The sequence below is a fragment of the Desulfogranum japonicum DSM 18378 genome (assembly GCF_000429945.1).
GTDB lineage: Bacteria > Desulfobacterota > Desulfobulbia > Desulfobulbales > Desulfobulbaceae > Desulfogranum > Desulfogranum japonicum.
On the sequence record NZ_AUCV01000031.1, the window covers coordinates 26,545 to 48,720 of the forward strand.

Genomic DNA, 22,176 nt, shown 5'->3' on the forward strand with positions numbered 1-22,176 from the left:
CTTATTTCCTTTTCACTTTTTGCCTTAACAGCATTCCTTTTATGAGCATGGGCCGAAAAATCCTTTTAGCTACAAGCAGCCAATATCGCCAGGCGAATTCTTTTATAAAAATCCTGTAGAAAAATAATTGCACATAGAAAGAAAATAATTCAGAGGCATCATTGATTTTTTCCGCGTATTGTTTTGCCATTACAACAGCATGTTCTGCTGATGGAATACGACCTTTGTTTTTCAATGTAATGGCAATCTTCATATAGCATTTTGCTTTTTGAACGGGAACTGGGCGAATGTTTTGAAATATTTCCTCAATTGAAACGGTTTCAAGCACATGGATGATCAGATCATTAACTTCTTTATAATGCTTTTTGTCATTCCTCGCAGTTCCCTGCTCGGAATGAATCCTCGTTTTGACAAAAATTTCTGGAACATATACGAATTGGTAATGCCGTCCCATTCTGAACCACATCTCGTAATCCTGTGTAAATCTCCATTGTGGGGCGAAATTTCCGACTTTTTCGAAGCATTCCTTCGGAATTAATGTGGCGCAGCCGCTAATAAAATTCTCTTCTATTAAACGGAATAGTAATTCATGCTGTGGAAATGGATTACTTGTATATCTCCCCAGGTGATTCCCACCTGAATCAATCAATTCCGCATCCCCATAGAGAATTATCTTGCGGTCTTGGCAGTTCTCTAAAAAACGAACCTGAGTTGAGAGTTTATCATTCGGGTATATATCATCGTGACTTAGCCACGATATATAGTCTCCTTCGGCGTTCTCAATTGCTAAATTCAATGCCGTCGCGACCCCACCGTTTTCCCTCCAGAGATATCGAATCTTTTCTCCATAGGATTTCGCGACAGCTTCGGTTTTTCCATCATCCAAGGAACCGTCGTTGACAACTATCACCTCGAAATTGCTGTATGTTTGGGCTAACGCACTGTCTATGGCATCACTTAAATAATCGAACCCGTTATACACCGGAATAACTATCGATATTTTCGGCTCGAATTTCATAACTCATTTCCATTGGTACTTGGGACGTCAATTAGCATATGTTGTAATAAATTCAAGCTTTTAGTTCGTAAAGTTGTTGCCCGGCATTGCGAAGGGCGTAGTTCTGATACCTCATATTCTCGCCCACACCGTACGATTCACATAATCAATATAGCTTAACACAACACGGAGTATTTGCTTTGAAACCAACTCTGTTTCATAATCAGTGACGGATTGAGAGGCTCTTGTTGTTGTGTTGCGCTGAGCAATAATAACGCGCACAGCATCCAATACGTTTTCCTTCTCCAAACCGCTCATTATCAGTGTGCCTGCATCCATTCCCTCTGGTCGTTCGTGGGCATTTCGGAGGGTTATCGCAGGTAAATGAAGCAGTGAAGCTTCTTCCGTAATGGTACCGCTATCGGAAAGAACACAGGCTGATTCCATCTGGAGCTTGATGTAATCACAAAAGCCAAAAGGTTGCAGAAATTGGATGTTCTCATGCAATTGTTTGTTTTCAAGTGTCGCCAGACGTTTTTGTGTTCGCGGATGGGTGGAAACAATAACCGAATAGTCATAGGCTTCCTGCAGAGCATTGAGGGTTTCCACGAGAGCATACAGGTTTTTTGGGTTGTCGACGTTTTCTTCACGATGAGCGCTGACAAGGAAGAATTGACCTGAGATAAGTTTCAAGCGCTGGAGCACATCAGATTGTTCTATTTTTGGCCGGTAGTAGTTTAGCACTTCTCGCATATGAGAGCCGGTTTTGATGATCGTTTCAGGGCGGATACCTTCGGCAATCAGATAACGGCGTGCATGCTCTGTCAGCACCAGATTGATATCGCTCAAGTGGTCAATTACCTTGCGATTTAGTTCTTCCGGTACGCGCTGGTCGAAGCAGCGGTTGCCCGCCTCCATGTGAAACACAGGAATTTTGCGACGCTTTGCCGGGATGACTGCCAGACAGGAATTGGTATCACCGTACAGCATGACGGCATCCGGTTTCTCCTTGTCCAGAACCATATCGGATTTTTCGATCACACGGGCAATGGTTTGGGCTGCATTGTCACCGGCCGCTTCCAAAAAGTAATCTGGCTTTCGGATGTTCAGATCATCAAAGAAAACCTGGTTAAGTCCGTAATCGTAGTTCTGGCCAGTGTGCACCAGGATGTGTTGTGTGTGCTGATCGAATTCGGCAATTACCCGGCTCATTTTGATGAGTTCCGGGCGGGTGCCGACAATGGTCATAACTTTACGCATTGAGTTCTTCCTGGATGTAATCGAGCTTCAGGAGAAGGGCTTTGACTTGTTCAACATTGAGTCGAGCAGTGTTGTGTGAGGTATAATCTTCTATCTGGGAGATTTTTTCCTCTCCTTGGCTGAAATACTGGGCATAGTTCAGGTCTCGATTGTCTGCTGGAATACGATAGTAATCGCCTTGATCCTTCGCCTTGGCCATTTCTTCACGAGAAACAAGCGATTCATATAACTTTTCGCCGTGACGAGTTCCAATTACGCGTATCGGATTATCTTTATTAAAGAGTTCTTTCAATGCTTGGGCAAGATCACCCACCGTCGAGGCAGGGGCTTTCTGCACATAAAGGTCCCCTTGCTCCCCGTGTTCAAAGGCATAGAGCACGAGGTCCACAGAATCCGGCAAGGACATCATGAATCGTGTCATTTTAGGATCGGTGACGGTCAGGGGCTCCCCTTTCTTTAGTTGGGAAACAAATAGGGGTATGACGGAACCACGTGAGGCCATGACATTACCGTAGCGTGTAGCGCAGAATACAGTCTCATACTTGCCTTGCAGCCTCGATTTAGCCACCATAACCTTTTCTGCCATGGCTTTGGAGATACCCATGGCATTAATAGGGTAGACCGCTTTATCCGTACTCAGTACCACCACCCGTTCTACGCCACAGGCTGTAGCTGCATTGAGCATATTTTCGGTCCCCATGACGTTGGTGCGCACTGCCTCCATGGGATAAAATTCACAGGAGGGTACCTGTTTCAAGGCCGCGGCATGAAACACATAATCTACACCACGCATCGCCTGGTAGATACTGTCGTATTCTCGCACATCACCAATATAGAACTTGAGCTTGGGATGATTGTGAGAAATGCGCATGTCTTCCTGTTTTTTCTCATCCCGGCTGAAGATGCGGATTTCAGCCACATCAGTCGTCAAGAACCTATGTAACACTGTATTGCCAAAGGAACCTGTGCCGCCGGTGATCATCAGAACTTTATCTTTAAACATGTTTCCACTCTTGGAATTTCATAACAAGGGGTCGGCGTGCATGGCCTCTACCATGCTTTCCCACGAGGGTGGACTCCAACCGGTGAACTGCCGGAAGCAGCTACTGTCCAAGCGCCGATCACACAAAAAGGTTTCATCCGTCTCAATGTGTACCCCCAGTCCGTACACCCGATTGAACAACTTCAGCAGACTGCACTTGTCGATGGGATTTCCCCCTATCTGCCATATCCCGGAAAGATCAGGATGACACTCCAATATATACCGTAAAGTGTCAGCCATGGCCAAAGTAGTAAGGCCGGAATAGAGTGCTTTGCTGTAGCCCTGCACCTTTTTTCCTCTTTGGGAGTAAAACCATTCAAAGAGTCCTGTTCCTCGCCGCAATTCCCTACCGACAATAGATGTTCGTATCGTCAGACAGTCTGTGCGGTTAACTTCACCCAGCAACTTGCTGCGCCCATAGAGGTCTGTCGGATCAGGCAGGTCATTTTCTCGGTATGGACCCGCTCGTCCAGAAAAAACGCAATCCGTACTAAAATGGATGAAACGCGCCCCTGCCTGGGTGCACAGATCAGCGAGCTGATGGGGGAGTAACGCGTTGATACTGATAGATGTTACTGCGTCCTTGGCGGCATCGATTTGTTTGACTATGCCAATGCAATTTATTACCACATCCGGCGATACCGTTTCTACGCAACGAAGAATTGAGCCAAAATGTGTTGCGTCAACTTCTCCGATGAGACATCCTGAGTCAATTCCTTGAATCTCAGGAGCCTCAGAAATATGACCACGGATAGTCCCCCAGACTTCGTGGCCACAGGAAAGACGTTGCAAAAGCTTGTGCCCTAACATACCCGTCGCGCCAAGAATGAGTATCTTCATATGCGTATTGCCTATTCCCACACTAAATAGGTTAACTGTGAACCCTCACTGGCCTCACAGGGTGTGAATTTCACACGGTGATTATTTGATGGTTTTTCTGTAATAATCAAGTCTCATTTTCGCAGCATCCCTCCATAAATAATTCTCATAAACCTTTTTTTTACCGAGCTCCCCCATTTTCTTTAATATATTTTTGTTTGAAAAGGCTGAGATTATTGTCTCGGCGAGTTTTTCTATGTTAAGGGGTTCGTTAATAATGATACCACCACCGGTTCTCTCCGCTATTTCCGGTGCCGCACCGCATGGTGCTGCAATGAAAGGACAACCGCAAGCTAGAGATTCGAGAAGCCCAATCCCGAAGCCCTCTTCCTTGCTTACGAGAAGTGTCAGCCACGCATTTCCCATTTCAATCCAGAGTTTATTTTGTGGAACTCTGCCTTTAAAAACAACATTGTTCTCTATTCGCTTTTTCTCCACTATTTCTTTACATTTCAAGACTAAAGGGCCATCGCCAAAGAGCAGAAGCTTTGCATGAGGAATTTCCTTTACGACCTTAGCCCAGGCAGAAACGAGCATATCGATTCTTTTGAGTGGAATAAATCTAGATGAATAAATAGCTGTAGGGGTTGAAAGCCATGTCTCCCCAAATGTAAAAATTTCATCAGAAACACCATTAGGAATAACAATAGGATTGATATTCGGGAAAAAAGACGTAATTTTCTTGGCGAGATATTGTGAAACAACAGCTACGCCGTCAAACGAGTTTATCATCTGACCAAACTGTCTTCTATATATCGTAGAGCGCTCTAATAAATGAATATCGCTACCGTGACCGGCATAGACTATAGCCTGCCCTGGGCGACGGGCGTTTGCTACTGCTTTGCCCGCCGCAGTAAAAACCGCCTCGATAACCTCTCTATCGGCGAATTCTTCCCGAATGGTTTTCTCAAAAGATTTCATAAAGCCAGGGATGGCAAGAAGGAGGAGCGGGTTTTTCTTTAGATTTGGCCAAATCCCATTGCCATAGGCGAGGTTACGCGCCAAGCGTGGTTTGAATCGTATTCTAATTGCGTCTCCAAAATCTTCTCCATCAAACTCGGGCGCTATAACTTTAACATCATGTCCAAGGCTTCTTAAGGCCATAACCTGTTCAGCAATAAATGAACCTGCAGCATCGCCATTATATCTTGGATAACTCGTTGTTACAAAACCGATTTTCAATTAGTATCCCCGTCGAGAATGGTTGAGACCACTCGCCTTTAGGCTAGGTTGGTGTCTGCCCTGAAGTGATAATTTTTTTCGAGCTCAAGAGGTGTACAGACGAGCATCAGGTTTAGGGGCACGGAAAAAATACATTATCCCATCTTGCTTGTCTCTCAACTCGGTAACGTCGTCGCCTCAATGGCTCAATACGGCCAGTATGGAACCATGGAAGCGACGAGGTTACCAAACCGATATCCTACGCAATTTTTGGATATGTATTATTTTCCACGACCCTCACGCAAATTTTGATTGTATTGCATGTCGAACCACATCGCGAAAAGAATGCTTTGCAGCCCCGAGACGAAGAGAAATACCGCGAATAGCGCGCTTGTCGGGGAGACCGTCCCGCTAAAGAACCTGTAAGCCAGGAGGTAATTGCCAAAGACCAGCCCCGGCACAAACAAGCATAATCCCATCAGGTAGAAAAAAACCAGGGGGTGGAAGTCGCGGATGATGTACTTTTGCACCATACGATAAAGAAACAGCTTGAGAAGAAGCCACGTCAGCTTCGGAATCATCCGCAGGGGTTTGATGCCGCTTTTTTCTCCGATATTGTACACAGGCTGGACCGGTACATCGATCACTCGGAAATTGTAGACGTTGAGGCGGACAAGCAGGTCATTGGGTTGGCCGTAACGCTTGTACATTTGGTCCCAGTCGATAGTTTTGAGTGCTTTGAGGTTGATGGCTGTATAGCCGGATTGTGAATCGGCCACGTGCCAGTAGCCTGAAGCGATTTTGGTAAGCAACGACATCATTGAATTGCCCAAGTATCGCACGCGCGGGATCATTTTCCAGGCGTCGCCCGTGAAAAGCCGGTTGCCCTTGGCATAGTCAGCTTGGTCATTGACAATGGGATCTAGTAATGCCGGTAGATCATCCGGCACCATCTGCGCATCTCCCGCCATCACAACTGTAACGTCGATATCATGATCGCGGCACCATTTGTAGCCTGTGGCAATCGCGCCGCCAACGCCCTGGTTGACAGTGTGGCGAACCAGTATGAGGCGTTCCCCGGCACTAGGTTGGAAACTCTCGACTTTCTCGCAGGTGTGATCCTGACTGCAATCATCCACAATGACAATGACGTCTACAAAATCAGGCATGGTTTCGATCACACGTGCTATAAGATTTTCTTCATTATAGGCAGGGACGACCACTCCAATTTGAGCATTTTTATACATTGTTAAGGTTTTACTCCTGTGTAAGTATTCGTCAGTAAAACCGGAGGGTTTAAAGTATGTGTCGAGCAAAGCGGTATGTTAAAATGATGCACTGACCACCATTCAGGGCTCCCATGCAGATACTGTCAGTTGTTTAGGGTCACTGAAAAAACCAATTATCCAATCTTGCTTGTCTCCCAAAGCGATATCCTACGCAATTTTTGGATATGTATTATTTCCCGCTACCCTTAATCCGGTTATCCTTTTTTCGAGATCCCGAATATATGTGAGCCTCCCTCCATTTTCCAATCACTAAGCGGCATGTTTAAAGTGCCTCCACCGTAGACAACACCTTTAAAAGATGTTCGCCTTTTTCAAGGCCGAATGTTTTTCTCTCTGTTGTAATAGTTGAAGAGAGGACGTAAATCGTGCCCGTCCAAATAACATTTTGGGTAAACATCCTCCTGCCTACCGTCTAACAACGTCTGTCGATAAAGGCGTTATCCAAAGCACGATTACAACCATTCATACACTTCTTGCAATACTTTTCCTGTTATGCAATGCCGTTGTAAAGACCTCTAGGAGTCTGTCGGAGAAAGCTCTTTTTTCCTCATATTCGTGTTGTTTCCAGAAAATCAATGCCCGTAACAGCAACTATATGGCTGAGCTTGATTTCTAGAAAATGCCTTAATCTGAGAAAAAATAGCAATTCTCCGACAGACTCCCAAAGAATTGCATACCTTGATAATCATTAAAATATCGGGAATTCTCTTTGTCAAGGACAGTTCGAGAACATCAATATAAAACAGGGTGTCCAGACTGTTTTTCTAATTGGCTTTGGCCTGTGACCATTGCAGAAAAATGTTGACATCATATTTCAATTCTGTTTTTGTTTGGTTGTTTTAGGTGCTTGGCAACAAGCTAAGAGGGAATCCGGTGTAATTCCGGGACGGGCCCGCCGCTGTAACCGGGGACGAAAACTGCAAGATGTCACTGTCGTTTAACGATGGGAAGGCGCAGTAAGTAGATTGAACCGGAAGTCAGAAGACCTGCCTATAAACACTAGCTGCTTTCGCGAGGCAAACGAAACCAGTATCCGATACGAGGAATACCAGGGCATCCCCGAATCATTTTTTAAGTGGTTCGGGGATTTTTTTTATTTCCGAACGAGCATATTCAACACAAAACCTTGGCTATAAGCTGGTTGGCTGTGCTGCGCCACTTGCTCTTGTACATGAGATGTTTTCTTAGCCGTGGCTGAAACATAGAATCATGCTCCCTCCCTTTTTGTATTTTGCCGAATACAGTTATAGAGGCTCTTTTTCCTACTCCACCCAGATAGTCAGCAGTACTGATATTACATAATGCCATGTCCTTATTTCTACTCCACAAACAGTGGGGAGGGGGAATCCGAATGTAATTTCATGGCTTTTGGGTAAAGAGTATTTTCGGCGGACATACGAGTTTCGGTGCCATTGAGGACACCTTGAAAAATTGCCAATTTACCTAACTTCCTTGCTGCACGCAAAATTTTATCCTCGGGGGTAAGCGTAGACTCCGATATCAGGTATATGCCTGTGGTGAAACTCATCGTGCGCCTCGAATGTGAAAAAATACTTATTTTTCAAGGTACTCATATATCGGCTTAATAGGGAAAACGGTGCAAAACCGTTGTGGTCCCGCCGCTGTAACCGGGGACGAACGCTGTGATATGCCACTGACGTAATTGTTGGGAAGGCAAAGCAAGTAGAACGATCCGGAAGCCAGAAGACCTGCCGAAAATTTTTCTATCAGCGCAAGCGGCGAGGATACCGGCTTGAACGCATGATGTGAATTTTTTATATCGAGGCATTAGGAGTCGGTCGGAGAATTGCAATTTTTTCTCAGATTAAGGCATTTTCAGCAAATCCAGCACAGCCATATAGTTGATATGCGAGCATTGGTTTACTGAAAATAACACAAATATTGGGAAAAAGAGCTTTCTCCGACAGACTTCTCGCAAGGTTTTCAGCATTGCCTAACGCCTTTGAAACAAAAAATTTACCAGGGTGATGAAGTAAACAGGGCGCAATCCCCCCTGACCAATTCAGGGCTGGGGGATTTTTTTGCTTGTTTATCAAGTGTAATCATCAGTAAGGAGTAGACAATGAGTGATGCGTTAGACATCCTGCAGGATTTTCCGGCTCACACCCATGCGGAATGGCTTGAAGCAGCACATACGTTGCTGAAAGGAAAACCATTTGACAAAGTGTTGATCAAGAAAACCTATGAAGGGATTGACATTCAGCCCATGTATTTTCAGGCTGATCTTGAAAAGCTGGACCACATTGATGCCTTACCCGGCCAGGCTCCCTATGTTCGCGGAACAACAGCTTCAGGGGATCTGACAGACTCATGGAAGATCGCCCAGGAGATTACCAATCCGGATCCGGAAGAATTCAATGAAGCTGTTGTTAATGATCTGAGTAAAGGGCAGGATTCTCTCAATATACCTTTTGACAAGGCAACCAGGCAAGGGCTGAACCCAGACCAGGCCGACCTGGATGAAATTGGTGTTGGCGGCCTCTCAGTTGCCTCGGTGAATGATTTTGAGACAGCCCTTGATGGTGTTAATCTCACAGAGATTCCCTTTCTTGTTCACAGTGGTTTTTCAGGGGCGGGAATAGCGGCTCTTCTTGCTGCATTTGTGGAAAAACAAGGCAAGTCGCTTGCTGCAGTTACTGGTTGCCTGGGGGTTGATCCGCTTGGTTATCTTGCAGAGGAAGGCTCTCTGCCCATTTCCCTGGAAAAAGCCTATGATGAAATGGCTCAGCTCGTTCTTTGGGCAAAGGATAATGCTCCGGGGGTGAAAGTTATCTGCGTTCATGCTGAGCCTTACCAATACTCCGGTGGAAATGCTATACAGGAGGTTGCCTTTGGAGTGGCTACGGCTGTTGACTATATCCGGGCCATGCAAAAGCGCGGTGTAGATTTGGATACCGCGGCAAACGCTATCCTCTTTTCCTTTGCCATTGGTGCGGACTTCTTCATGGAAATCGCCAAATTCCGTGCTGCCCGCATGGTCTGGTGCCAGGTTGCCGAAGCTTTTGGTGTTGGCGAGGAAGGACAGAAAATGTCCATGCATGCCCGCACTTCCACCTGGAATAAAACCCACGTTGATCCATGGGTAAATATGTTGCGCGTTTCCACCGAGTCGTTTTCTGCCATAGCAGGCGGTGTGGATTCCATACATGTCGGGCCGTTTGATGAAATTTTCCGCCAGCCTAACGAGTTCTCCCGCAGGATTGCTCGAAACGTTCATATCGTGCTGAAAGAAGAAGGGCACTTTGACCGCGTGGTCGATCCAGCAGGCGGTTCCTGGTATGTGGAAACCATAACCAGCCAGCTTGCTGAAAAAATTTGGGAGCTCTTCCAGAACGTTGAAGGTAAAGGTGGATTGTTTGCCGCCCTTGGCGAGGGACTTCCGCAGGAGCAAACCGCAGAGGTTGCAGCAGCCCGTTTAAAAAACATCGCAGTGAGAAAAGATGTATTTGTCGGCACCAATATGTACCCCTATCTGGATGAGAAAAAAGTCGAGACCTATGATTTTGATTTTGAAGCATTCCAGGAAGATCGTGCCGCACAGGTTGCTGCGGTGGAAAAAGGGCCTGATCTTGCATCCCTGTTGGCTTCTGTAACCGGTGAGCAGGCGAACATGAGTGCTGGGAGCGTTTGTGCCGCTGTTAAAGCCGCCGGACAAGGGGCAAGTCTTGGCGAACTGACTGCTGCATTTCGTCAGGGTGCTGCAGGGAGTGAACGTATCAAACCGCTTCACATCCACCGAGGCGCCGAGCCTTTTGAAAAGCTTCGCCGCGATACTGAAGCCTATATCGAAAAGACGGGCGAAGCTCCCAAGCTTTTCCTGGCCAACAATGGGCCTATTCCAAAACATAAGGCCCGTGCAGATTTCTCCACCGGCTTTTTTAATGTAGCTGCCTTTGAAACCATTGCGAATAAAGGCTTTGCCACTCCGGAAGAAGCCGCCGATGCAGCCCTCGAATCCGGTGCAAAGGCAGTGATTATCACAGGTACGGATGATATGTACCCCGAGGTTGTCCCGGTTATTGCGAAAAAACTCAAGGCAGCTGATCCCAATATCATGATTATCCTCGCTGGATATCCAAAGGATCATATTGAGGCCTTTAAGGAAGCGGGTGTTGATGAATTTCTGCATGTACGCGCCAATGCACTGAGTCTGCTTGGCAACCTGCAAAAGCATATGGGGGTGGTAGCATGATGAATCCTGATTTTACCAAAATGGTGTTTAACACCGGCAAGCCGCAGATGAGCTACGACAAATGGGCTGCCAATATCCAGAAAGAAACCGGCATGACGGCCGAAGACCTGGTCTGGAAAACCGTTGAGCAGATTGATGTCAAGCCCATGTACACCCGCAATGATTATGACGGACTGGATCACCTGGGGTATCATGCAGGTATACCGCCGTATCTCCGTGGCCCCTATGCAACCATGTTTGTCATGCGTCCCTGGACGGTTCGCCAGTATGCGGGGTTCTCCACAGCTGAAGAGAGTAATGCCTTCTACCGTAAAAACCTGGCAGCAGGTCAGAAAGGTCTGTCCATTGCTTTTGACCTGGCTACCCACCGAGGTTACGATTCCGACCACCCCAGGGTTGTAGGTGATGTTGGCAAGGCCGGGGTTGCGGTTGATTCCATCCTGGATATGAACATCCTTTTTGATGGTATCCCGCTGGATCAGATGACGGTATCCATGACCATGAATGGCGCGGTGCTGCCCATTCTCTCCTTTTACATCGTTGCTGCAGAAGAGCAGGGCGTGCGCCAGGATCAGCTCGGCGGCACCATTCAGAACGATATCCTCAAGGAATACATGGTGCGGAATACCTATATCTATCCGCCGGCTGAATCCATGCGGATAATCTCTGACATCTTTTCCTATACCGCCCAGAACATGCCCAAGTACAACTCCATCAGTATTTCCGGATACCATATGGAGGAGGCCGGTGCCACTTCAGATATTGAAATGGCCTATACCCTTGCCGATGGCTGGGATTACGCCCGTGCGGGGGTAAATGCCGGGATGAGTATTGATAAGTTTGCCCCGCGGCTGTCCTTTTTCTGGGCACAGGGCATGAACTATTTCATGGAGATCGCCAAGATGCGTGCAGCTCGCGTAATCTGGGCAAAAATTATCAAAACTTTTAACCCCGAGAACGTGAAGTCGCTTGCCCTGCGTACCCACAGCCAGACCTCGGGATGGTCGCTTACCGAAGGCGACCCCTTCAACAATGTCTGCCGTACCACCATTGAGGCCATGGCTGCTGCTTTAGGACATACCCAGTCCATGCACACCAACTCCCTGGATGAGGCGATTGCACTGCCAACAGACTTCTCAGCCCGTATTGCCCGTAACACCCAGTTGTATCTGCAGGATGAAACCAATATCTGTAGACCTGCTGACCCCTGGGGCGGTTCCTATTACGTAGAAGCACTTACCGGTGCTATAATGAAGAGGGCCTGGGGACACATCATGGAGGTTGAGAAACTTGGCGGCATGGCCAAAGCCATTGAGACCGGCTTGCCCAAGATGCGCATTGAAGAGGCAGCGGCCCGTCGTCAGGCAGGGATTGATTCCGGTAGCGAGAAAATTATCGGTGTTAACACCTATTGTCTTGATGAAGAGGAAGCGCTGGATACTCTTGAAGTTGACAACACAGTGGTCCGCGAGGCTCAGCTCAAGCGGCTTGCCAAGCTCAGGGAGATGCGCGATGAAAGCAAATGCCGTCAGTCTTTGGAAGCACTGACCAAATGCGCTGAAACCGGAGAAGGCAACCTGCTGGCACTGTCCATTGAAGCAGCCCGTGCGCGGGCAACACTCGGAGAGATTTCCGATGCACTTGAAAAGCCTTGGGGGAGACATGTTGCTGTGATTCGATCTATATCTGGAATCTATAAGGCTGAGTTCAGCGAGCAGGAAGAAATGGAAAAGGTTATCAAGATGACCAAAGATTTCGAGGCAAAAGAAGGGCGCCGTCCTCGTATCATGGTTGCCAAGCTTGGGCAGGATGGTCACGACCGTGGTGCCAAGGTTATCTCCACAGCCTTTGCCGATCTTGGCTTTGACGTCGACGTCGGACCGCTTTTCCAGACGCCGGAAGAAGCAGCGCGTCAGGCCGTTGAAAACGACTGTCACATCATTGGTTTCAGTTCGCTTGCCGCAGGTCACAAAACCTTGTTGCCTGCTCTTGTCCAGGAACTGGAAAAACTGGGGCGTCCGGATATCATGGCCGTCATCGGCGGAGTTATTCCGGCCCCTGACTATGAATTTCTGTATGAAAGCGGGGCAGCGGCCATCTTCGGACCGGGTACGGTTATTCCGGTAGCAGCGCAGAAGGTGCTGGAGGAGCTCAACGCCAGATTACATCCTGACGACTAAGCCCCACTCTCTCGGCTCCTCCGCTTTATTGAGGAGCCGAAAATTTTAACTGAGGGAGTGCATATGGGAAATGATGAAAAACGCCCATCCTGGGTTCCGGAAGGTGGTGCCGAAGGATTTGCCTGCAGCGTTATGGACGGTGTGGCAGCAGGCCATGATGGAATCAGTTCGTATAAGACAGCAGGAAAAAAGAAGAAAATAAGTAAATATAGCCGGCCGAAGTTGACCCCTGCACAACTTGCAGAAGGTGTCCTTAATCGGGATCGCGGTTTGCTTGGCCGTGCCATAACCCTGGCTGAAAGTAATTTACCGGCTCATGTTGATGAGGCTCAGGAAGTTCTGAAAACGTTGCTGCCCTATACCGGTAAGTCAATGCGGGTGGGAATCACGGGCGTACCGGGGGTTGGCAAGAGTACCTTTATTGAGTCTCTTGGGTACTATTTGCTTAATAATGGCTACAAGGTAGCGGTTTTGGCCGTTGATCCCAGCAGCTCAAAATCCGGCGGGAGTATTCTTGGTGATAAAACCAGGATGGAGCGTATCGGTCGCGACGAGCGTTGTTTTATCCGGCCTTCACCATCAAGCGGCACCCTGGGCGGGGTTGCCCGAAAAACCAGGGAGACCATGCTCATCTGTGAGGCTGCAGGTTTTGATGTGATCTTGGTTGAAACCGTTGGCGTAGGGCAGAGTGAAACCACTGTACGTTCCATGGTGGATTTTTTCCTTCTGCTCATGCTGGCTGGTGCCGGTGATGAACTGCAGGGTATCAAAAAGGGGATCATGGAGCTTGCCGATGCCCTGATTATAAACAAAGCGGACGGTGATAATGAGCTGCCCGCCAAGCTGGCCCGTAATGAATATGAGCGGGCCATGCATTATCTGCAGCCATCCACTGAAGGCTGGGTGTCCCACGCGTTCACTTGCTCTGCAATCAAGGACAAGGGTATCTATGACATCTGGAAGGTGATCCTCAAGTTCAAGGAGGTCACCACCAAATCCGGTGTGTTTGACAATCACCGCAGGCAGCAGAATATCAACTGGGTGCATGATATGGTGGATGAGCACCTGCGTAACCTGTTTACCCGGCATCCCGAAATAATTAAGGCCCTGCCTGATATTGAAAAGCGGGTGGCAGACGAAGAACTGCCGGCAGTTTCTGCGGTTAAGAAGTTGATCCAGATATTTGAGAAGTAAAAAGGGATAGAGCATGGGGACAACATGTGCTCATTTCTTCTATTCGGGACTCTGTTGAAAACACCTATTCTCCGGCAAGAGAAGAAACGTAAATTTAAAAGGACATGGCGATACTTAAATGACTGATTCATTAAGGAGGTCAATATGATAAGTGATCGTGACAAAAAATTTTATGTGTCCAGTATTGGCGATATGTTTTTACTATCACTCGAAATGTTTCCAGGTAAGATAGTGACCGGAGACGGCAAGGCTCTTGATCCCCGAAGCATGGAGATCAACGACACTGGCTTTGTTGAATTTCAAGGCCCGACAACCATCACCAGAACGTCCTTTACTCGCATTGAGTAATGCTCGCACCCCCTCGGCCCGGTTTACCGCTGCTCTCTTCCTGGTGCGTAAATCGGGCCTTCCGCTTTTCTGGTTGATTGCTCAACCAAAAATATAGCTTCAGCTATCCAATCCCCCCTGGTCGGCAACTATGATAAAGGGGCTTCAAGTTTATCCATTTCCCCTATGAGTAGTTACCATGAGAGTAAATCAAAAGGTATTTGATAAGCTGCAGAAGTTGTTGGCGCTAGCAGCCAGCTAAAATGAAAATGAAGCTGGGTTGGCTATGGAAAAAGCCCAGGTTTTGATGAATGAGCATAATCTTACGGTATTGGATGTTGCTCAGAATGGTTCTGGTGCAAACGTTACAGATGAAAGAATATGGGGCTCTTCCAAATACCGTCTTCGTCTCTGCGCTTGGTGTATAGAGTCCTGTCGTCCTGGTGAAGAGTATATCCCAAGGGATGTTATACTGTGGCTAAATCATCAATGGGCCTGACCAGTATCTCTTTCCATACAGTTTGTATGATTTGATTATCATGGCCACCATATTTGTTCTGCAAGTCTTCCTTCTACCCCTTGAATTAAAAATAGCACAATAAGGGTCAGACGACGTTCCATACGCCCTCGTGAAAATGGGCCTGTAGAGCAAAACGGCAAGGCATATACAGCCAGGCGCAATCTTCCATTCAAATAAAGAGCTGATATGAAAGAGTAGTATTTTACATAAAATTAATTTCTTTTTTGTAACTCGTCTGTGTTAGTATTACCCCTATCTGCATGTTAATTTCATCAGGATAGAAAATATGAAAATCCAGGGATATCTTTTTCTGTTTGTTCTTCCGTTTGTTTTGCTGCTCGCATCTACAGCTGGTGCTGCACTTCCAACGGCAATAAATTCAAGCGCATCGACCATTACACGCAATACGGCGACATTAAACGCTTCAATAAACGCTAACAATGAAGATGCCACGGTTACCTTTGAATACAGTACCCAACCCCTGGAAGGTCAGGATAACCCGGAGATACAGACTATTGCTGCCACCCCCCCGTTGGTTACCGGCAGTTCTTATACCGCAGTTACGGCAGATCTAACGTCCCTCGATCCAGGGACAGTCTATTTTTTCCGTCCCGTCGCTGTCAACGCAAGTGGAACCACGTACGGAAGTACTGTTTTCTTCTCAACCGTCGCAGTAGCAACAGCTACGACTCAAACGGCTACTCCGGTCACGACTACCGGTGCCACTTTGAAAGGGATTGTTAATCCACTTTCTGAGGAAACCACTGTCCACTTTGAATATGGAGGAACCTCTGCCTACGGTTTTTCTTTGTCTGCTGATCAGAGCCCTGTTAGCGGTGACGTAGACACAGAAGTGACTACTCAGGTAACCGGGCTCTCTGCCAACATCACGTATCATTACAGAGTCGTGGCAACCAATGCTTACGGCACCGTCTATGGAGACGATACAACATTCTTTACTTCAGCTCAGGCTGCTCCTTCTGTGACGACAGGCGCTGCCACCTTTTCATTCACCGTCAATTCAGCGACGCTCAACGGTAGTGTCACGGCGAATAACAGTGAAGCCACCATTACCTTCGAGTACGGCACAACAACTGCCTATGGCACCACTGTAACGGCAAATCAGAGCCCCGTTGTCGGAACCGCAGAGACACAGGTAAGCAAAAATATCAGCGGCCTCACCCCGGATACCACGTATCATTACAGAGTTGTCGGCACCAATAGCCAAGGGACAAGCTATGGGGCAGACCAGATTTTTTACAACACAACCAGCCCCTATGCAGCCACAGAGGCAGCCAGTGCCGTGGGTAACAGTACGGCTCGCTTGAACGGTACCGTCAATCCGAAAACCTTTGATGGCGGAACAAGTAGCTGGACCACTGCTGTGACGTTCGAATACGGTCTGACAACGTCTTACGGCCATACGGTTACTGCACAGGAAAGCCCGATGGGAGGCGACATTAATCAGAACGCCAGTGCAGCATTGACTGGGCTGCAGCCTGGAACCATCTATCATTACCGGATTGTCGCCGACAATACCAACGGTACCACAACAGGCGAGGATGTAATTTTTATGACATACTCCCTGCCTGATGCGGAAACCATAACCGCCGCGCCCGTAGAAAGTACATCCGCTACCCTGAATGCAACGGTCAACCCCTACGGAGAAGTAACAAACATTACCTTTGAATATGGGCTGACGACCAGTTACGGCAATACAGTGACAGCCGATGGAAGCCCTTCCACGGAAAACGCCGATACCTCTTTCAGCGCTACCATTTCCGGCCTCAACCAAAATACAACGTATCATTTCCGGGTTGTAGCAAGCAACGGGAGCGGCACCACATATGGCGAGGACAGAACCTTTGTCACCGGAACACCGCCACCCACCGCCACTACCAAAACCGCCACCTCCATCTCGTCGACCGCAGCCGTACTTAACGGAACAGTCAACGCCAACGGCCTATCCACAACTGTTGGCTTTGAATATGGGAGTACCCCGACATTTGACAGGACAACAGCCGCCACTCCATCCATTCTCAGCGGCAGCAGTGCCACAGACGTTTCTCTTTCTCTCAGTAATCTTCTTCCCGGCACGACCTACTATTACAGAGTAAAGGCCACCAATGCCGGTGGGACCGTTTACGGCACGGTCAGCAATTTTGAAACAATAGCACCACCTGCTGTCACCACTGAAGAAGCTTCCGGTGTAACAACAACCAGTGCAACGCTCAATGGAAGTGTCAACGCCAACGATCTCGCATCAACCGTGACATTTGAATACGGAACCACCACCTCCTACGGAACCAGCATAACCGCCGACCAGAGCCCGGTTGCCGGAACCGCGGATACGGCCGTAAGCTATGCTCTTAGCGGTCTTACCCCGGCTATAACCTATCATTATAGAGTGGTAGCCAGTAATGCGGCAGGTACAACCTATGGTGATGACCGGACATTTACCACTTCGGTTGGACCTCCCACCGCGGTAACAGGTAATGCCTTCCCGTTAACTCTCGGAGCGGAAGTCGACGGTACGGTTAATGCGGTCAATGCAGCCACCACTGTCACTTTTGAGTACGGTACGACAGTTGCTTACGGTTCTTCTGTCACGGCGAGCCCCAGCCCTATAAACGGTTCAGACGATACTCAGGTGCGCGCATCACTCTCCGGTTTGAGTTTTAACACCACCTATCATTACAGGGTTGTCGCAACCAATGCCCATGGCACGACCAATGGAGCAGACAGCACCTTTAAAACGAGCTTGAATCCCACAGCTCTTACGCTGGGAACCAGTGATATACGGGCAACAACAGCCACCCTTCATGGTGAGGCCAATGGCAACGGCGGTACCTGGAGCGTTCGATTCGACTATGGGCCAACCGTTGCCTATGGTTCCACCGTGACTGCAACCCCATCCACGGTCAGCGGATCAACCACAACTTCGATTTCTGCCGGGGCAACCAATCTGACGCCGAACACGACCTATCATTACCGAGCAACAGTCTACTCTGGAGGTATGACCTATCCCGGCGATGACAGAACATTCACAACACTCACCGGACCTGCGGTAACCACGGATGTTGCCACCTCTGTTGACGCTACCCAGGCAACCATGAATGCAACGATAACAGCCAACAGCAATAGCACCAGCGTCATGTTCGAATACGGTCTGGATACAGGATACGGACACAGCACCCAGGCCACACCGGCAACCGTCAACGGCGCAACGCCTACAGCTGTCAGTTCGCAACTCTTTGATCTGATTCCGCTGACAACGTACCATTATCGTGCCATGGCCGCAAATAGTGACGGAACAGTGTACGGCAGCGACCAGACATTTACCACTGGAGGAATCGCCCCCGCCGCAACTACAACAGCGGCATCGAATGTAGGGTCGACGTACGCCCTCTTCAATGGATCTGTTGATGCCAACAATGACTCGACCACCGTTACCTTTGAATATGGGCTCACCACTTCCTACGGGGCAAGTGTGACAGCTTCTCAAAGCCCGGTTACAGGAACTTCACCTGTCGCGGTGCAAGAGAGCATCAGCGGCCTTTCTGTCAACAAACTCTACAATTATAGAATCGTTGCCCAGAACAGCACAGGAACAACCTATGGGGAGAATGTCACCTTTTTTACCACTGCCGTTAAACCGGCTACTGTCACCTTGGCAGCAACAGCAGTGAATTCAACAGGGGCAGTTCTGAACGGAACCATTAACGCCAACGGCAACGCAACGGCTGTCTTTTTTGAAGTTGGCAGCGATACTTCATACGGGAGAAGTTATGCGGCAACGCCGGGCACTGTAACAGGTTCAGGGACTACAGCCGTTTCCGTTATTTTGACCGATGTTTTACTGCCCGACACGACCTACCATTTTCGAGTTGTCGGCCAAAGTGCTGCTGGAACATCCTACGGGGCAGACATGACACTGTATACGAGGCAACGCTTTCCATGGCAGATACTGCTGCCCGGCCTTGTCTCGCCAAACAAACAAGAAAACTGATTTGTTGAAATATGTCATTCATGACAACAGGAGGAACACATGTTGTATACGGGAAAAAAAGAAAGAAAAAGGAATATACCTGCCTGGAGTATCATTTGGCAGCTTGTCGCTATGTTGTTCCTCGCAGGCATTGTACAAGGTAGTTCACAGTACGCCGGAATAACACTGCAGCCTGGTGGGATTACCGCAACAGCAGCCTCACCGGAGTATACCTATATTGAACTGCGTATCATGGGACCAGCCGGCACCCCCATATATCGCAATGATTCAAATGGCAGCCCCATAACCTGGACCATGTCTGAAAGCACTGTTGACGGTCGATATTCATGGGAAATACGGTTAGGCACAGCCCCGATACAGGAATCTCGAACCGATGACGGCAGCCAGGGAACAGCAGCCGCCTCCGAAGTAGTCTCAGGGAGTTTCCTCATCGAAAACGGTACCGTCGTCCTTCCGGCAGCTGAAGAAAGCAGCCTGCTGGAGACTTTCCAGGCAAAGAGTCTGTCTCTGGTTGAAATGCTCTCAGAATTCTTTGTCTCAACCGCCTATGCCGACCAGACTATTAACGATGACTTGATTATTATCGGCAGTCAATGTATCGGAATCGACTGCGCCAATGGTGAGAATTTCGGCTTTGATACTCTCCGGCTGAAAGAAAACAATCTTCGCATACGCTTTACCGATACAAGTAGTTCAGGTTCGTTCCCCACCAATGACTGGGAGATTACTGCAAATGAATCAAGCAACGGCGGTAAAAACTACCTCGGTTTCATGGATGTTGACGGAGGAAGGACATTATTGACCCTGGAGGCAGGAGCACCTGCCAACTCGATCTATGTTCACTCCACCGGAAGGGTGGGAATGGGTACTGCACTCCCGTCTACGGAGCTCCACATAACTGACGGCGATACAACCACGATCCGTCTCGAACAGGATGGAACCTCAGGTTGGCCGGCACACAGCTGGGATGTCGCCGGCAATGAAACAAACTTTTTTGTCCGCGACGTAACCAATAGCTCTCACATACCTTTTAAAGTCATAGCTGGTGCACCAGAGAATACATTGGTCATTGGCAACAACGGCAATGTAGGACTGGGGGTACGAAATCCAACCCATACGCTCCACGTGGCCGGCAACGCCCTTATTACCGGTAATCTTGAACTTAGCAGCAGTAGAAAGCTGAAAAATAATATTGTGCCTTTGGAAAAGGACCAGGCAATGCAGACAATCGCAGCCCTGGAGCCGGTAACCTTTCAGTATAAGGCTGATCCCACTGAAAAATCCGTCGGTTTCATCGCCGAAGATGTCCCTGATCTTGTAGCGACAAACAGCCGTAAATCGGTTTCGCCCATGGACGTTTTAGCAGTGGTGACAAAGGTTGTCCAGGAACAGCAGAAAACCATCGAGGATCTGCAAAAAGAAGTGAAAGAACTTAACATGCGACTGCAAAAAAGCACTGTATCTTCTACTGTTACAGTTAACCAGTAAAGCCGTTGCAAGGCTACGATTATGATCAAAACAGCTCTACCAGGTGTATGTGCGGCTGCACTCTTTTATGCCGTGCTTTCACCGGCTTCAGCCGGTACACTGACGATCGGTTCCGGTTCGACATTTGACATTAATGGCGGCTCTTTACTTATGAACTGTCAGAATATTACTATCCAAAATGGTGGAACCCTGCTGTTGCAGGACGGCAGCCTTATACAAAGAAATTTCGTCACCGTTGAATCGGGCGGCACCTACACCAAAACCGGGGGCACTGAAACCCAATGTTCCGGAAATAGGTTTTATTTTCTTTTTAACAAAGAAGGACGCCCCGTTATTTTTTGTCTGCCAAAGGGGTGAGCCGACGCTATATAAGAAATACTTTTTATCATTTTCTGCTATCTGGAAGAACAGGCAATTATGTGAGATTGGAAGTCGAGACCCGTGGTAAAAATCACCGGGAATGAACTAGCTGTTTTTTAAAGCTTTATGCCTGATCCCCCGTTGTTACTGTTAAATCAATCCTGACTTCACCAAAAGTAGCCATGGTTGAATTCAGGTGTAGTCGATGCTCGCAAATCAATACTATTTGCTCACGGAGAAGTGAAATGCTAACACGTAGTAATACAATGATTTGTTGCTGTATCCTTGGGACTGCTTTGTTTTCCGGGCTAAGCTGTATTGCAGAAAATCGGGTTGTGGTTATTCCTATGAATACCGGTAGAGATGGAATCTCACCAGGGCAGTCTTGCTCCAAGGTTCTATCGTAAAAGGCTTTGACAGTGACGGCAATATTATATGTTATATCCAAAGGAAATATGTATTTGTTACCGAAGGACTCTATGACGGATCTTTTTCCAATGGTCTTGTAGGCGCTCATGCAGCATGTAATACTGAAGCCGAAGCCGCAGGACTTACCGGTGTATATTTAGCCTGGATAAGTGACAGTACTTTATCTCCCCTGGCAATGATGATGAAACATCAGGTCCCGTACGTTTTGCCAAGTAATGAGGTGGTTGCATCTGATTGGGAAGATCTTACTGACGGAGCACTCTATCATGCCATAAACCAGACAGCTGATGGGACTGTGGTTACGTCAGGGTACGTGTGGACAGCTACCTCTGTATATGGAACCCATGACATTTCCCATGGTGTTGCAAATTGCAGCAACTGGACAACGTCGAGCAACTTAGAATCTGCCGGAACAGGAGACGTGCTGGCCAATAATAATTACTGGTCTGACAATTCTGGTAGTCAGTCACATTCGTGTGATGAAATGCTGAGAATTTACTGTATCCAGCAATGAGGAGTAATTGCAGCCTTATTACTCATGCGTAACTGGTTTCAGTAACTTTATGTTTGGCCAATCGCGATTTTTGCCCGCATTTCTCAGGATTTTTTGAATATGTGGAAATCGGCGTGAAAAGGATGGTTAAATTCTTCTTGTCAGGAGAAACATAGACAAATTTTTCACTGCAACAGGGGGAGCTCGAGGGATTGCATCTGCGGTTGCGGATCCCTACCGCAGCCGCCTAATGAATCCATAGATGGGAAAACAGATGCTGCTTTGCGAGATTTGCATGATTGGCTATGTTGAATAGCCAATCATGCTTTTCTGAC

At 47.9% G+C, this 22,176-nt stretch carries 14 protein-coding genes, 1 pseudogene and 2 riboswitches; of the genes and pseudogenes, 9 read left to right on the forward strand and 6 right to left on the reverse strand.

Annotated elements, in window-relative coordinates; genetic code table 11:
• Position 1 precedes the first annotated feature (1 nt).
• The 6 genes from G493_RS29400 to G493_RS0114525 all read right to left on the reverse strand — a co-directional run bounded on the left by G493_RS29400 (position 2) and on the right by G493_RS0114525 (position 6,586).
• Positions 2-1,018 carry a glycosyltransferase gene (locus tag G493_RS29400; protein ID WP_051309322.1) on the reverse strand — a complete coding sequence of 339 codons (1,017 nt, stop codon included), beginning with the start codon at positions 1,016-1,018 and terminating at the stop codon, positions 2-4.
• A 111-nt stretch (positions 1,019-1,129) separates the two neighbouring features.
• On the reverse strand, positions 1,130-2,257 hold the full coding sequence (gene wecB, locus G493_RS0114505) for a non-hydrolyzing UDP-N-acetylglucosamine 2-epimerase (RefSeq protein WP_028580975.1): 1,128 nt from the start codon (positions 2,255-2,257) through the stop codon (positions 1,130-1,132).
• On the reverse strand, positions 2,250-3,260 hold the full coding sequence (locus G493_RS0114510) for a nucleoside-diphosphate sugar epimerase/dehydratase (RefSeq protein WP_028580976.1): 1,011 nt from the start codon (positions 3,258-3,260) through the stop codon (positions 2,250-2,252). Before G493_RS0114510 ends, wecB begins: the two co-directional genes overlap by 8 nt.
• A gap of 18 nt (positions 3,261-3,278) precedes the next feature.
• Positions 3,279-4,139: a dTDP-4-dehydrorhamnose reductase family protein gene (locus tag G493_RS0114515; RefSeq protein WP_028580977.1), complete on the reverse strand. Its 861-nt coding sequence runs from the start codon at positions 4,137-4,139 to the stop codon at positions 3,279-3,281.
• Positions 4,140-4,220: 81 nt separating this feature from the next.
• Positions 4,221-5,360 (reverse strand): glycosyltransferase, encoded by a 1,140-nt coding sequence (locus tag G493_RS0114520; protein WP_153306536.1) that lies wholly within the window; start codon positions 5,358-5,360, stop codon positions 4,221-4,223.
• Between the two features lie 260 nt (positions 5,361-5,620).
• Entirely contained in the window at positions 5,621-6,586 is a 966-nt protein-coding gene (locus G493_RS0114525; protein ID WP_028580979.1) for a glycosyltransferase family 2 protein, read from the reverse strand.
• An 866-nt stretch (positions 6,587-7,452) separates the two neighbouring features.
• Positions 7,453-7,636: riboswitch (cobalamin riboswitch) on the forward strand.
• A gap of 539 nt (positions 7,637-8,175) precedes the next feature.
• A riboswitch (cobalamin riboswitch) is annotated at positions 8,176-8,359 on the forward strand.
• Between the two features lie 352 nt (positions 8,360-8,711).
• Here G493_RS0114525 and G493_RS0114540 point away from each other — a divergent pair.
• The 9 genes and pseudogenes from G493_RS0114540 (at position 8,712) to G493_RS0114580 (ending at position 21,862) form a co-directional block, all read left to right on the forward strand.
• Positions 8,712-10,841, forward strand: coding sequence for a methylmalonyl-CoA mutase family protein (locus G493_RS0114540; RefSeq protein ID WP_028580982.1), 2,130 nt, complete (start codon positions 8,712-8,714; stop codon positions 10,839-10,841).
• Positions 10,842-10,888: 47 nt separating this feature from the next.
• Positions 10,889-13,021, forward strand: coding sequence for a methylmalonyl-CoA mutase (gene scpA, locus G493_RS0114545; protein WP_408608815.1), 2,133 nt, complete (start codon positions 10,889-10,891; stop codon positions 13,019-13,021).
• Between the two features lie 63 nt (positions 13,022-13,084).
• A complete protein-coding gene (meaB, locus tag G493_RS0114550; RefSeq protein WP_028580984.1) occupies positions 13,085-14,215 on the forward strand; it encodes a methylmalonyl Co-A mutase-associated GTPase MeaB in 1,131 nt (376 codons plus the stop codon).
• Between the two features lie 144 nt (positions 14,216-14,359).
• Positions 14,360-14,563, forward strand: coding sequence for a hypothetical protein (locus G493_RS0114555; RefSeq protein ID WP_028580985.1), 204 nt, complete (start codon positions 14,360-14,362; stop codon positions 14,561-14,563).
• A gap of 247 nt (positions 14,564-14,810) precedes the next feature.
• Positions 14,811-15,041: pseudogene (locus G493_RS34850) on the forward strand (DUF2786 domain-containing protein); the annotation flags it as partial.
• 307 nt (positions 15,042-15,348) lie between these two features.
• Positions 15,349-19,071 (forward strand): beta strand repeat-containing protein, encoded by a 3,723-nt coding sequence (locus G493_RS0114565; RefSeq protein ID WP_028580987.1) that lies wholly within the window; start codon positions 15,349-15,351, stop codon positions 19,069-19,071.
• A gap of 39 nt (positions 19,072-19,110) precedes the next feature.
• Positions 19,111-20,559 (forward strand): tail fiber domain-containing protein, encoded by a 1,449-nt coding sequence (locus G493_RS32285; protein ID WP_051309323.1) that lies wholly within the window; start codon positions 19,111-19,113, stop codon positions 20,557-20,559.
• A 21-nt stretch (positions 20,560-20,580) separates the two neighbouring features.
• Entirely contained in the window at positions 20,581-20,916 is a 336-nt protein-coding gene (locus G493_RS0114575; protein ID WP_028580988.1) for a hypothetical protein, read from the forward strand.
• Positions 20,917-21,304: 388 nt separating this feature from the next.
• A complete protein-coding gene (locus G493_RS0114580; RefSeq protein WP_028580989.1) occupies positions 21,305-21,862 on the forward strand; it encodes a hypothetical protein in 558 nt (185 codons plus the stop codon).
• The last annotated feature ends 314 nt before the right edge of the window (positions 21,863-22,176 follow it).